Below are 13,916 nucleotides of genomic sequence, written 5' to 3'. Positions count from 1 at the left end.
TTTGAGAGTACATGAGCTTGCAAGAAATTTAAAGTTAGACAATAGAGAAGTTGTTAGAATAGGAAAAGAATTAAGTATTGATATAGCTAATTCAATGTCAACTTTAACAGATGACGAAGCCAATAAAATTAAAAATGCAATCAATTCTAACAATGATTCTGTAGAAAAGAAGACAAAAAAGAAAACAAATCCTAGAGTAAACATTGAAGAAATTGAAAAGAAACTTACAAAAGAAGCTGAAGAAAAAAAGAAGTTAGAAGAAGTTAAAAAAGAAGAAAAACGTAAAATACAAGAACAAAAGAGTAAAACTCCTATGGTAGATAAAAAAGATAAAGAGAACAAATCAGAAAATGCTTCAGCTAAACAAGCGAAAAGCAAACAAGACAGGGGAAAAATAAATAAAGAAAATAAAGACCACAAGGCTAATAAGTTTTCCCCTAAAAACAGCGATAACTCTTCATATAGCAAGGACAAAAACCACAAAAAGTCTAATAATAGGTATCAACAAGATGAAAACCCTATAGAGGAGTTAGAATTACACAAAGATAGAAGTAATAAAAAATTATCGAAATCAAAGCAAAAACAAAAACAATCAAAAAGGGAAAATAAGTTTTATAATGATAATAATGAAATAAAACATTTTAAAAGAGACCTTACAAAAAAGACAGGTAATACAGTAAGTAAGCAAAAGAAAGCTGCTAAGAAAGAAGACAAAGTAGAAAAAGATAAAGTTTATAAGGTTACTTTCCCAGTTACTGTAAAAGAATTTAGTGAAGCCATAGAATCTACAACTTCAGAGGTTATCACTAAGTTAATGAGCCTTGGAGTAATGGCAACTATTAACCAAAACCTAGATGAAGACGTAGTAGACTTACTTGCTTTAGAAATGGGAATAGAAATAGAAAAACCTGAACCTGAAATAGAAGTGCCAGTTGAAGAGTTATTTGACTTAGATCAAAAAGACAAAGAAGAAGATTTAATTAAAAGAGCACCAGTAGTTACTGTAATGGGACATGTTGACCATGGAAAAACATCATTACTTGATAAAATTAAGTCTACAAAAGTAACTGCAGGAGAAGCTGGCGGTATTACCCAACATATAGGAGCTTATACAGTAAGATCTGGTGACGAAAAAATAACATTTTTAGATACACCTGGTCATGAGGCTTTTACAACAATGAGAATGAGAGGCGCCCAAGTAACTGACATAGCAATTTTAGTTGTTGCAGCAGATGATGGAGTTATGCCCCAAACAATAGAAGCTATTTCTCACTCTAAGTCGGCTGGAGTTCCAATTATAGTCGCCATAAATAAAATAGATAAGCCTACAGCTAACCCTGAAAGAGTTAAGCAAGAACTAGCAGAGCAAAGCATTTTAGCTGAAGACTGGGGCGGAGATACAATTATGGTGCCAGTTTCTGCAAAGACAGGTGAAGGAATTGATGAACTATTGGAAATGGTTCTATTAGTAGCTGAAGTTTTAGAACTTAAAGCTAATCCAAATAGAGAAGCAGTATGTTCGGTAATAGAGGCTCAGCTTGACATTGGACGTGGACCAGTTGCAACAGTTCTAGTACAAAATGGTACTTTAAAAGTTGGAGACAATGTAGCGTCTGGTTCTTCATCAGGAAGAATTAGAGCAATGACCAATGACAAGGGCAAAAATGTTAAAAAAGCTGGACCTTCAATGGCTGTAGAAATTCAAGGTTTATCTGAAGTTCCAAATGCCGGGGATCTCTTATATGTGTTTAAAGATGAAAAATCAGCTCGTAATTTTGCCGAAACAGTTCACGAAAGAGAAAAAGAAGAACAATTTAGAGCTACTAAAGTATCTTTAGATGATATATTCTCAAAGATTAAGGAAGGATCACTTAAAGACTTAAACTTAGTTGTAAAAGGCGACGTCAAGGGAAGTGTTGAAGCAGTTTGTCAATCAATACTAAAATTATCTACAGACGAAGTTAAAATTAACATAATCCATTCAGCAGTCGGAGGAATTACAGAATCTGACATAACTTTAGCCAAGGCATCTAATGCTATAATTATTGGATTTAATGTTAGACCTAACAATAATTCACTTGAACTAGCAAAGAAAGAAGAAGTAGATATAAGAACTTATACAGTAATTTATAAGGCGATAGAAGACCTTGAAAATGCTGTGAAGGGTATGCATGCTCCTGAATTTGTTGAAAACTTTATTGGAAGATGTGAAGTTAGAGATACATTTAAATTGCCAAATGGAAATATTATTGCAGGAGGCTATGTTATTTCAGGTAAAATTACAAGAGATTCTTTAGTACAAATCTTAAGAGACGATATTATTATTCACCAAGGAAATGTTTCCTCACTGAAGAGATTTAAAGATGATGTTAGAGAAGTAGCAACTGGCTATGAATGTGGTATTGGCATCGACGATTTTAATGATATTAAAGTTGGCGATATCATTGAAGCATCAATAATGGAGGAAGTAAAAAATGAGTGAAAAAAGAGTAAGGAGAATAGCAGAAGAAATTAAAAAAACTGTATCCAAGCTTATTTTAGATGGCTTAAAAGATCCAAGAATTGATTCTTTAGCTAGCGTAACTCATGTAGATTTAACCAATGATTACTCTATTGCAAAAATTTATATTTCAACTATAGATGACAGCAAAAGAGCTGATACAGTTGAAGGACTAGAATCGGCAAAAGGTTTTATAAAAAGAGAAATTTCCAAGGATTTAAAACTTAGAATAATGCCAGAATTAATCTTTGTAGAAGATGATTCAATAGAAAAATCTTTTGAACTTTTTGAAAAAATTGAAAAGGTCAATGAGGAACATAAGTAATGGATTTTAGAGCCTATATTGACCAAGCTACTACCATTGCTTTGATTTCACACATTAGCCCTGATGGAGATAACTTAGGCTGCCTCACAGCCTTAGCTGAATCTTTGAGACAGTTAGAAAAAGATGTAAGTGCCATTTGTTTAGATGAAATCCCATATAACTTAAATTTTTTATATGGTATAGATAAACTAAGTAAAGAATGGGAAAAAGATTTTGACCTATTAATTACCTTAGACTCTTCAAGCTTAGATAGATTTGGTCCAGGACAAGATATAGTAAACAAGGCTAAATATAAAATTAATATTGACCATCATATCTCAAACAACTTAGACTTTGATCTAAATATTGTAAAATCAGATTATTCATCTACTGGTGAAGTATTGTATGAGTTAATTAAGGATTATAATTTGCCTATGGATGTTAATATAGCAGAATCTATTTTTACGGCAATTTCTTCTGATACTGGTTCATTTAAATATGATACGTGCACACCGCGTACTTTCAAAATTGCTGCAGACTTGCTTGAATTGGGAATTGACCAAAATAAAATAAACACAAATTTATATTCAAAAAATAGTCTAGAAAAAGTAAAAATTCTATCTATAATCCTAAATAGACTTGTAATAGATAAAAAAAGAGCTTTTGCTTATTCCTATATTTTAAAAAATGACTTAAAAAAACTTGGAGCAGTTGAATCAGATGCTGATGGCAGCGTTGAATTTATCAGAGATATTGATGGTGTTGAAGTGGCCATGGTACTAAAAGAAATTGATCATGGTTTTAAGGGAAGTTTGAGAAGTAAGAATGATAAAAACGTAGCTGAACTGGCTCAAAAGTTTTCTGGAGGAGGCCATGTAAAGGCCGCTGGTTTTACAATTTTAGAAAATAACTTAGATAAAGCTATTGAAGAGATTTTAAATAATTATGACTGATTATAATGGATTTTTAGTAGTAAATAAAAGAAAGGGCATTGGGTCTACTGATTATGTTCGTATGGTAAAAAAGATTTTCAATCAAAAAAAAGTTGGCCATTCAGGGACCCTAGACCTTTTAGCTTCAGGCGTTTTAGTTGTTTGCTTAGGCAGGGCAACAAAGACAATTGAGTATTTACAAAAAGAGAAAAAAACTTATATAGCTAGTATTAAATTTGGAAAGGCTACAGATACTTTAGACGCAGAAGGAAAGGTAACTGAGTCAACAGATGAAAAAGTCTCTATTGACGATCTAAATATGATTTTAAATGATTTTGTTGGGAAAATTACACAAATTCCCCCAATGTATTCAGCTTTAAAATATAAAGGACAAAGGCTTTATGATTTAGCCAGACAGGGTATAAGTATAGACAGAAAAGAAAGATTGACAACTATTTATTCAATTGAGCTTTTAGATTTTTCTTTTGAAAAGCAAGAAGCTAAAATAAAAACCCAAGTTTCTGCTGGAACTTATATCAGAACTTTAGTAGATGATATTGGAAGAGCTCTTGGAAACTTTGCCTATATGTCTGACTTAGAGAGAATTCAATGCAGTGGATTTTCTATAGACCAGGCAATAGATTTTATAGAAGAAGATGAAGATTTTATAAAGTCAAGTTTAATTGATATAGACGATATCCATTTAGATATGGAAAAAATCATTCTTTCTGATGAAGCTCTTATAAAGAGGTTAAAAAATGGTATGACAGAGCCATTTAATAGCCAATATAAAAATGGGACTTATCTCATTTATGAACAAAATAAAATATTGGGAATAGCTAATATATTTACAACAGCAAAGGGGACTATGCTTAAATTAACTAAGCACCTATATGTATAAGATGAAAGTAATTAATATAGATAAAAATGCAAAATTAATAATTGAAAAATCCTATATTGCCCTTGGAAACTTCGATGGTCTTCATAGAGGCCATATGAAAATTATTAATAATCTAGTAGATCAAAGTAAAAAAGACAAGGTGAAATCAGCTGTCTTATTGTTTGAAAGTCATACCAATAACAGTATTTATCTTTCAAAACAAAAACAACTGACAACCTTGGATCAAAAAATAAAAATATTAGAGGCAAGCGAAGTTGACCTAGTTTTTATTATAAACTTTGACGAGATAAAAAATTTCCAAGCTGAAGATTTCATATACTTTCTTAAAGATAATTTAAATGTATGTGGAGTTTTTGTTGGCTATGATTATAGTTTTGGGAAAGAAGCAAGGGGAGATACGAGTTTATTAAAATCCTTTGCAAAAAATGATTTTTTAGTTAATATTAGCAAGGCAGAAAAATTTGAAAGTGAAGTAGTGTCTTCGACTATAATAAAGTCTTATATACAAGATAACAAACTTGCTCAAGCAGAAGCACTATTAAATAGACCCTATATCCTCGATGGAAAAGTTGTTCCAGGGAAAAAGCTTGGTTCGACCTTAGGCTTTCCAACAGCTAATATTCAATTGGCTACAGACTATGTTTTTCCAAGTGAAGGAGTTTATGCTAGCGAAGTCTTTATAGGCAATAAAAAATATATTGCAGCAACAAGTCTTGGTAAAAATTATACCTTAGATGAAAAAGACTTAAAGATAGAAGCCCATATAATAAACTTTAATGAAAATATTTATAACAAAGATATAGGAATTCACTTTATAAAGAAAATTAGACCAATGCTCAAATTCTCTTCAACTGAAGAAATGACTAAAAATATTTTAAAAGATATAGATTTAATAAAGAATGGTAAATTTGAATTAGAATAAATTGATATAATTGAGGATAGATTTATGGATATTATCCAAGAAGAAAACAGGTTTTTTATTGGAAATCCCAAAGAGCCTTTAGCTCAACTTTCTTATAAAATTGAAAATAAAAAAATTATTATAAATAATATAGAGGTAGTTAGTCATTTAAAAGGTCAAGGCATAGCCAGCGATCTTTTAAAAAGGCTACTAATTTTTGCTAAGGAAAATAATTATTATTTTGATCCAAAATTTATTGAAACTACTAGTAGGATAAATGAAGATTTATTATAAAATTTAAAGCATCGAAAGGAGAACATTATGACAACAGCTCACAACCAAGCTAAAAAAGGACAAATTGCAGAAACAATTTTATTACCAGGAGACCCACTTAGGGCAAAGTTTATTGCAGAAAATTTTTTAGAAGATGTAGTGGAATTTAATTCAGTTAGAAATATGTTAGGCTATACTGGAAAGTATAAGGGTAAGGAAGTTTCTGTTATGGGAACAGGAATGGGAATGCCTTCTATGGGAATCTATTCTTATGAATTAATTCATTTTTATGGAGTTAAAAACTTAATTAGAGTTGGATCTTGTGGTTCTTATCAAGATGATGTAAAAATTCATGACATAATTTTGGCTCAAGGAGCCTGTACAAATTCTAACTTTGCTAGCCAGTATGAACTTCCAGGAACATTTTCAGCAATTGCGTCTTTTGAACTTTTAGAAAAGGCCAAAAAAATTGCTGATGATAAAAATTATAAAGTAAGAGTTGGAAATATTTTATCATCTGATATTTTCTATAATGATCATCCAGAAGTTTGGAAAAAATGGGCGGATATTGGAGTTTTAGGCGTTGAAATGGAAGCCTATGCTCTTTATGCCAATGCTGCCAAGGCAGGAGTAAATGCTTTAACAATTTTAACAGTATCAGATTCACTAGTTTCACAAGAAGCAACTACTCCAAAAGAAAGAGAAACAACTTTTACTAAGATGATGGAGATTGCTTTAGAACTAGCTTAATAAAGATATAATATGGACAGATTTAAGTCTGTCCTTTTTTTTGTTAATTAGTTAGTTTCTTATAAAGTTTTATGATAATATGTTTATAAAAAGGAGGCCTTATGGAAAGTATCTTAAATGAATTAAATGATGTACAAAGGGCTGCTGTTGAAAATATTGATGGACCAATATTAATTTTAGCAGGCGCTGGAAGTGGAAAAACTAGAGTTGTTACAACAAAAATTGCTTATCTTATAGAAGAAAAAAATGTTCATCCACAAGAAATCCTTGCCTTTACCTTTACTAACAAGGCAGCCAATGAAATGAAAGATAGAGTTTCAAATTTGCTAGATTTTAATGTTTCTGGCATGTGGATTGGAACTTTTCATTCTATTTGTGTAAGAATTTTAAGAAGAGATTTAAATCTTCCAGGTTATAACAAAAACTTTTCTATATATGATACAAGTGATCAAAAAACATTAATTAAAGAATGTATCAAAGAAGCAAACTTAGATGAAAAGATATTTTCTCCTAAATTTGTCCAAGAAAAAATTTCATCTATGAAAAATGAAGGTATTACACCAGCTGAATTTGAAAAATTTGCAAACAATCCAATAGATAAGGCTCTTTTAATTCTATACAAGTCTTATCAAAGAAAACTAGTAGAAAATAATGCCTTTGACTTTGATGATTTAATAATAAAGACAATAGAATTATTAACTTCAGATAAGCTGGCAAGAAAATACTATCAAGAAAGATTTAGATATGTTTTTGTCGACGAATACCAAGATACCAATAACATTCAATACGAATTAATAAAATTGTTAACTGGTATCTACAACAATATTTGTGTAGTTGGTGACTCTGACCAATCAATATACAAGTGGAGAGGAGCCAATATTAATAACATTCTAAATTTTGAAAAAGATTTTAAAGGAGCTAAAAGGATTATTCTCTCTCAAAATTACAGGTCAACAAAAAATATATTAAATACTGCCAATGATGTAATTAAAAATAACAGTAAAAGGATAAAAAAAGACCTTTGGACAGATAATGAGGACGGAAATAGACCAAAGCTTTTTATTGCTGCTAATAACCAAGAAGAAGGAGCCTTTGTTGCAGATGAGATAGAAAAGCTTCTTAATGAAAACTGTAAGGCTGATGAAATTGCTATACTTTATAGGTCAAACTCTTTAAGTAGGTCCTTTGAAGAAGAACTTATGAAGAGAAAAATTCCTTATAAGGTAATAGGTGGAATAAAATTCTACGACAGGGCTGAAATTAAAGATCTAATGGCCTATTTAAAACTAATTGTAAACACTGATGATGATGTCTCATTTAGAAGGATAATCAATTCTCCTAAACGTGGAATAGGAGATGTTACAGTTGAAAAAATAAGTCAAGTAGCTAAGGAAAAACAAGTATCCTTATTTAAGGCTCTTACGTATTTAGAACAATTCGATAAATTATTTAATGCCAATGCAAAAAAGAAATTGGAAGATTTTAAAAATTTAATTAACAACTTGCAAGTTAAGGCTGATTCAATGTCTATCACAGACCTATTAGACTTTTTGCTAGACAGGATTGAATATATAAAAATATTAGAAGAGCAAAATACAGTAGAAGCTAGGACGAAAATAGAAAATATTGAAGAGTTTAGATCATCTATTGAGGACTTTGAAAAAAGAGGAGAAGGAGATCTCCATGAATATTTAACTGGAGTGGCCTTACTTTCTGATAATGACAAAACAGAAGATACTGAAAATTCTGTTTCACTAATTACTGTTCATTCAGCCAAGGGGCTTGAATTTGAAAAAGTATTTTTAGTAGCCCTTGAACAAGGAATTTTTCCATCAGCTTATGCGATAGAGGATGACGATCTAGAGGAAGAAAGAAGACTTATGTATGTGGCAATAACTAGGGCAAAAAAAGACTTATATCTAACTTGTGCAAAATCTAGAAACAGATTTGGAAAAAATGAATATCAGTTAAGGTCTACATTTTTAGATGAAATTCAAGGCTCTATAGACCAAGAAGATTTAAGTAGAAAGACTTTTGTTCCTAGAGAAAGCAAATTATTTACAGGTTTTGATTCTTACTCCTATACAGACACTAAGTATACAAGTAAAAAAGAAACTGAAAGAGAATCAATTCCTATAAATACAAACAAATACAAAGTAGGAGATTATGTCAACCATAAAAAGTGGGGACAGGGAAGAGTTGAAAAGCTAGACCAATCAACTGGTGACCAGCTTGTTACAGTATTATTTGACAATGGACAAAAGAAAACCCTACTAGCTGATCTTGCTCCTATGGAGGTTATTGATGACTAAGATAGAAGAAATAAAAAGCTTAATTGAAAAATTAAATACCTGGTCATATCATTATTATACTCTTGATGACCCAATGGTTTCAGATTCTGAATATGATAGAAATTATGAAAAGTTAGAAAAACTAGAAGCAGAAACTGGAATAATTTTTTCTAATTCACCAACCCAGAGAGTAGGGGATTTAATACTAACTAAGTTTGAAAAACACAAACATGTTTTCAGACTATATAGTTTAGATAAGTCACAAAACTACGAAGGTCTTTATGATTTTGATAATAGAATAAAAAACCTTTTGTCAGTTAAAGATTTGGATTATGTTGTTGAATTAAAATTTGATGGGCTAACTATAGCTTTGACCTACGAAGATGGCATATTTAAATCTGCTGCAACAAGAGGCAATGGCTTTATTGGAGAAAATATTTCCGAACAAGTTAAAAGAATGAAGAACATTCCATTTCAAATAAATGAAAAAAATTTTTTTGAAATTGTTGGAGAAGCCTATATGCCCCTGTCTACCTTTAATTATCTAAATTCACTAGATGACGAAGATATTTTAAAAAATGCAAGAAATGCTGCTGCAGGAGCGATTAGAAACTTAGATACTTCAGTAATAACAAAGAGAAATATTTCTGCTTATTTTTATAATATAAATACAAACTGGCAAGGTATAAGAAAAGATACAGATGCTAAAAAATTTTTAGAAGAAAATGGATTTCCAGTAAATCAGAACTATTTTGTTTGTAAAAATATAGACCAAGTTATTGAAAAAGTTGAATTTATTGAGAGCATTAGAAATGACTTAAACTTCTTAATTGATGGAGCTGTAATTAAGGTAAACGACTTATCCTATAGAGAAAAATTAGGCTATACAAATAAGTTTCCTAGATGGGCCATTGCCTATAAATTTGAAGCAGAAGAAAGATATACTAAGTTAATTGATGTGGTTTGGAATGTTGGAAGAACTTCAAAGGTTACTCCTTCAGCTATTCTCGAGCCAATAGAAATAGATGGGGTAACTATTTCAAGGGCGACCTTAAATAATTATAATTTCATTGCATCAAAGGACATAAGAATTAATTCAGAAGTACTTGTTAGAAGATCAAATGATGTTATACCAGAAATTTTATCAGCTGATAATTCTTATGGTGATACTTTTGAAATAAAAAAACCAGAATATTGTCCAGCCTGCCATACGAAGTTAGAAGAAATAGGAGCCCATTTATTTTGTAACAATACCTTGTCTTGCCAACCACAACTTTTAGCTAGGCTAACATATTTTGTTTCAAAAAACGCAATGAACATAGATGGTCTAAGCGAAAAGACTATTCAACAACTTATTGATATTCACGATATAAAAAAAATATCTGACTTTTATACATTAACAAGAGAAGACTTTGAGAAACTTGAAGGCTTTAGAGACAAGAAAATTAATAATATGCTAAATGCAATTGAAGCTAGTAAAAAAGTTCCCTTTAATAATTTTATAAATTCTCTAGGCATACAAAATGTTGGCGAAAAAACTGCCTTAGACTTGTCAAATCATTTTGATAACTTTGAAGACTTAAAGATTGCCAGTGAAGAATATCTTGCATCACTAGATGATATTGGACCAATTACCGCCCATAATATTCATGCATATTTTTCTAATTCTCAAGTTTTAGAAGTTATTGAAGACCTATTTGACCTTGGAGTTCAAATCATATACCCAGACAAAGACGACAAGAGCATAAAACTAGAAGGACAAAATTTTGTAATTACAGGATCTTTTACTTCCTATAAGAGAAAAGAATTAGAAGAAATAATTATAAAAAATTCTGGCAAAGTTTCATCAAGCGTTTCTAAAAATACATCTTATGTATTAGTTGGAGAAAATCCTGGCTCCAAGTACGATAAAGCCCAAGAATTAAAAATACCAATAATATCTGAAGAAAATCTAGAAGATTTTTTAAAAGACTTAAAACTATAAGTTTAATTTTCACTTGTATAAAATATTAACTTTTTTGTAAAATAAAAGCAAAAAATCGTATAAAAGCTATACAAATACTAACTTATATGGTATTATTTATGAGTCGATTACTTTGTGAAACGTACCTCGGCGTCCACTAGGTAATTGCTAAGAATATTTATGGAGGAAAAAAATGATTACTAAAGAAGAAAAACAACAAATAATTGATGAGTACAAAATTAGCGACAATGACACAGGTTCTGCTAATGTTCAAATTGCAATTCTAACTTATAGAATTCAATCTCTAACTGAACATTTAAAAACTCATAAAAACGACCATCACTCTAGAAGAGGACTATTAAAGATGGTTGGTATGAGAAGGGGACTACTAAAATACCTAAAAGAAAAAGATATTAATGAGTACAGAGAGCTTATTGATAAATTAGGTATCAGAGGAATATAGGTACAAAAGAAGAGTGGGTTTCCCACTCTTTAGTTATAATATTGGAGGAAATATGGAGAAAAAATATTCATATGATTTAGCAGGTAGAACCTTAGAAGTTACTATTGGAAAAGTAGCTGAGCAAGCATCAGGTGCCTGTTTGGTAAGATATGGAGATACTGTAGTTTTAAATACTGCTACAGCTTCTAATGAACCAAGGGAAGGAATTGATTTCTTTCCACTTACTGTAGAATATGTTGAAAAATCATATGCTGCAGGAAAAATTCCAGGTGGCTTTATTAAAAGAGAGGGTAGACCTACAGAAAATGCTGTTCTAACCTCTAGACTAATTGATAGACCAATAAGACCTTTATTCCCAGAAGGATATAAAAATGATGTTCAACTTATCTCAACGGTTTTATCTACTGACATAGAAAACAGTCCAGAAATTGCTGCTATGAATGGAGCATCAATAGCTCTATCAATTTCACCTATACCTTTTATGGGCCCAATCGGCTCTGTTGCAGTAGGTTATATTGATGGCGAGTATATTATAAACCCAAATGTTAATCAAAGAGAAAACTCTCAAATGTATTTGGTTATTTCTGGAACTGAAGAAGCAATTATGATGATTGAAGCAGAAGTTGGCATTCTTTCAGAAGAAATTGTTTTACAAGCTATTCTTAAAGGTCATGATGAAATTAAGAGAATTTGTAAATTCATTAAGGAAATTCAAAAAGACCTTAATGTAGTAAAAGATCCAGTTATTAAGCCTGAAATTAATCAAGAATTATTTGATAAAGTCAATGACTTTGGTAGAGAAAAAATTTCTGCTGCTATGAAAAACTCTGACAAAATGGCAAGAGTAGAATTAACTGAAGCTGCGAAAAAAGAAATACATGAAAAATTTGATTCAGACTATGAAGAAGAAGTTGGCAAAATTAGCGAATATATAGAAAATATTATTGCCAGCGTTTTTAGAGAGCAAATAATAAAAGACGGAGAAAGACCAGATGGAAGAAAGTTTGATGAAATAAGAAAATTAAGCTCTGAAGTTTCTTTACTACCAAGAACTCATGGATCTGGATTATTTACAAGAGGTCAAACACAAGTACTTTCGATTTTAACTCTAGGTTCTATTGCAGAAGGACAAACTCTAGATGGCCTTGATGAAAGTGAAGGAAAGAGATATATGCATCATTATAACTTCCCACCTTTCTCAGTAGGAGATACTAAGCCGCTTAGAAGCCCAGGCAGAAGAGAAATAGGTCACGGAGCTTTAGCAGAAAGAGCACTACTTCCAGTTTTACCAAGTGTTGAAGACTTCCCTTATGCTATAAGAGTTGTATCTGAAGTGCTATCTTCAAATGGTTCATCATCACAAGCATCTGTTTGTGGCTCAACCTTAGCATTAATGGATGGTGGTGTACCTATTAGTGCTCCAGTTGCAGGTATTGCTATGGGTCTTATTAAAGATGGGGAAGATGTAACAATATTAACTGATATACAAGGACTTGAAGACCATCTTGGAGATATGGACTTTAAAGTTGCAGGAACTTCTGAAGGTATAACTGCAATTCAAATGGACATTAAAATAGATGGCATAGATGAAAATATTTTAAGACAAGCTTTAGAAAAAGCAAAAAAAGCCAGGTTATTTATTTTAGATTCTATGGCAAATACAATTTCTGGTCCAAGAAAAGAACTTTCTAAATATGCTCCAAAGATATTTACTATGACAATTGATCCTGAAAAGATTGGTGAAGTTATAGGATCTGGTGGTAAAACTATAAATAAGATAATAGAAGACACTGGAGTAAAAATTGATATTGAAGATGATGGAAAAATCTTTATTATTTGTGAAGACTCAGAAGATGCAAATAAAGCTATGGAAATAATAGAGTCTATTGTAAAAGAAGTAGAAGTTGGCGAAATTTATCGTGGAAAGGTAGTTAGAATTACCAATTTCGGCGCCTTTGTAGAATTAGTAAAGGGTAAAGAAGGTATGGTTCATATTTCTAAACTTGCTAACGAAAGAGTAAACAAAGTCGAAGACGTTGTAAAAGTTGGAGACCTAATAGACGTAAAAGTTATTGAGATAGATAAAATGGGAAGAATTAATCTTTCTAGAAAAGCCTTATTAGAAAAATCAGATAAAAACGAATAAAAAGATAAGAAATAAGGTTTGAGGGTTATATGAGTATTAGGGTATAATACTTATATAACCTTTTTTAATTTAAAAAATGGCTTAAATGTGATAAAATAATAATAAGATTAAATTATGGAGGTAGTTATGTCTATAAAATTTGAAAATGAATTAGGTACTATAGTATTAGAATCTGATGTTATAGCTACTATAGCTGGACATTCTGCTCTACAAAGTTATGGTATAGTGGGAATGGCTTCAAAAAATACGAAAGAAGGAATTTTTGAACTTCTTAAACTTGACTATATAACAAAAGGCATTTTAGTAAATATCGAGGATAATGACGTAAGTATTGACTTAAATGTAATTTTAGAATATGGCATGCAAATTGAAGTTGTTGCACAAAATATTGTAGATAACGTAAAGTATAATATAAAACAATTTACTGGACTAGATGTTGACCATGTCAATGTTATTGTTCAAGGTGTTAGAGTAGACTAGAGTGGAGGATAG

At 30.9% G+C, this 13,916-nt stretch carries 12 protein-coding genes; all 12 read left to right on the top strand.

Annotated elements, in window-relative coordinates; all coding sequences use genetic code 11:
- Position 1: 1 nt before the first annotated feature.
- The gene (infB, locus tag BN2667_RS04310) at positions 2-2,482 is read left to right on the top strand and encodes a translation initiation factor IF-2 (protein WP_075967873.1); all 2,481 of its coding nucleotides are present in this window, start codon (positions 2-4) and stop codon (positions 2,480-2,482) included.
- A complete protein-coding gene (rbfA, locus tag BN2667_RS04305) occupies positions 2,475-2,825 on the top strand; it encodes a 30S ribosome-binding factor RbfA (protein WP_054252085.1) in 351 nt (116 codons plus the stop codon). Before infB ends, rbfA begins: the two co-directional genes overlap by 8 nt.
- On the top strand, positions 2,825-3,757 hold the full coding sequence (locus tag BN2667_RS04300) for a DHH family phosphoesterase (RefSeq protein ID WP_054252084.1): 933 nt from the start codon (positions 2,825-2,827) through the stop codon (positions 3,755-3,757). The genes rbfA and BN2667_RS04300 overlap by 1 nt, the downstream gene beginning before the upstream one ends.
- Entirely contained in the window at positions 3,750-4,637 is an 888-nt protein-coding gene (gene truB, locus BN2667_RS04295) for a tRNA pseudouridine(55) synthase TruB (protein WP_054252083.1), read from the top strand. Before BN2667_RS04300 ends, truB begins: the two co-directional genes overlap by 8 nt.
- Positions 4,630-5,559, top strand: a complete 930-nt coding sequence (locus tag BN2667_RS04290; protein WP_054252082.1) for a bifunctional riboflavin kinase/FAD synthetase — start codon at positions 4,630-4,632, stop codon at positions 5,557-5,559. Before truB ends, BN2667_RS04290 begins: the two co-directional genes overlap by 8 nt.
- A gap of 24 nt (positions 5,560-5,583) precedes the next feature.
- Positions 5,584-5,832, top strand: coding sequence for a GNAT family N-acetyltransferase (locus BN2667_RS04285; RefSeq protein ID WP_054252081.1), 249 nt, complete (start codon positions 5,584-5,586; stop codon positions 5,830-5,832).
- Positions 5,833-5,859: 27 nt separating this feature from the next.
- On the top strand, positions 5,860-6,561 hold the full coding sequence (deoD, locus tag BN2667_RS04280; RefSeq protein WP_054252080.1) for a purine-nucleoside phosphorylase: 702 nt from the start codon (positions 5,860-5,862) through the stop codon (positions 6,559-6,561).
- A 101-nt stretch (positions 6,562-6,662) separates the two neighbouring features.
- Positions 6,663-8,873 (top strand): ATP-dependent helicase, encoded by a 2,211-nt coding sequence (locus BN2667_RS04275; RefSeq protein WP_054252079.1) that lies wholly within the window; start codon positions 6,663-6,665, stop codon positions 8,871-8,873.
- A complete protein-coding gene (gene ligA / locus BN2667_RS04270) occupies positions 8,866-10,836 on the top strand; it encodes an NAD-dependent DNA ligase LigA (RefSeq protein ID WP_054252078.1) in 1,971 nt (656 codons plus the stop codon). Before BN2667_RS04275 ends, ligA begins: the two co-directional genes overlap by 8 nt.
- 172 nt (positions 10,837-11,008) lie before the next feature.
- Complete coding sequence (gene rpsO, locus BN2667_RS04265; RefSeq protein WP_054252077.1) at positions 11,009-11,278, top strand: 30S ribosomal protein S15; 270 nt, start codon at positions 11,009-11,011, stop codon at positions 11,276-11,278.
- 52 nt (positions 11,279-11,330) lie between these two features.
- Positions 11,331-13,424 (top strand): polyribonucleotide nucleotidyltransferase, encoded by a 2,094-nt coding sequence (locus tag BN2667_RS04260; RefSeq protein WP_054252076.1) that lies wholly within the window; start codon positions 11,331-11,333, stop codon positions 13,422-13,424.
- A gap of 126 nt (positions 13,425-13,550) precedes the next feature.
- Positions 13,551-13,904 carry an Asp23/Gls24 family envelope stress response protein gene (locus tag BN2667_RS04255; protein WP_054252075.1) on the top strand — a complete coding sequence of 118 codons (354 nt, stop codon included), beginning with the start codon at positions 13,551-13,553 and terminating at the stop codon, positions 13,902-13,904.
- The last annotated feature ends 12 nt before the right edge of the window (positions 13,905-13,916 follow it).

Origin of the sequence: Neofamilia massiliensis, assembly GCF_001299475.1 — a bacterium.
GTDB classification, from domain to species: domain Bacteria; phylum Bacillota; class Clostridia; order Tissierellales; family Peptoniphilaceae; genus Neofamilia; species Neofamilia massiliensis.
This window is presented reverse-complemented; position numbering and strand designations above follow the sequence as displayed.

What these genes read in the sequence shown, in the direction of transcription:
- rbfA (WP_054252085.1), top strand. Translation starts at nt 2,475, where the DNA reads ATGAGTGAAAAAAGAGTAAGGAGAATAGCAGAAGAAATTAAAAAAACT.
- BN2667_RS04300 (WP_054252084.1), top strand. Translation starts at nt 2,825, where the DNA reads ATGGATTTTAGAGCCTATATTGACCAAGCTACTACCATTGCTTTGATT.
- truB (WP_054252083.1), top strand. Translation starts at nt 3,750, where the DNA reads ATGACTGATTATAATGGATTTTTAGTAGTAAATAAAAGAAAGGGCATT.
- BN2667_RS04290 (WP_054252082.1), top strand. Translation starts at nt 4,630, where the DNA reads ATGTATAAGATGAAAGTAATTAATATAGATAAAAATGCAAAATTAATA.
- BN2667_RS04285 (WP_054252081.1), top strand. Translation starts at nt 5,584, where the DNA reads ATGGATATTATCCAAGAAGAAAACAGGTTTTTTATTGGAAATCCCAAA.
- deoD (WP_054252080.1), top strand. Translation starts at nt 5,860, where the DNA reads ATGACAACAGCTCACAACCAAGCTAAAAAAGGACAAATTGCAGAAACA.
- BN2667_RS04275 (WP_054252079.1), top strand. Translation starts at nt 6,663, where the DNA reads ATGGAAAGTATCTTAAATGAATTAAATGATGTACAAAGGGCTGCTGTT.
- ligA (WP_054252078.1), top strand. Translation starts at nt 8,866, where the DNA reads ATGACTAAGATAGAAGAAATAAAAAGCTTAATTGAAAAATTAAATACC.
- rpsO (WP_054252077.1), top strand. Translation starts at nt 11,009, where the DNA reads ATGATTACTAAAGAAGAAAAACAACAAATAATTGATGAGTACAAAATT.
- BN2667_RS04260 (WP_054252076.1), top strand. Translation starts at nt 11,331, where the DNA reads ATGGAGAAAAAATATTCATATGATTTAGCAGGTAGAACCTTAGAAGTT.
- BN2667_RS04255 (WP_054252075.1), top strand. Translation starts at nt 13,551, where the DNA reads ATGTCTATAAAATTTGAAAATGAATTAGGTACTATAGTATTAGAATCT.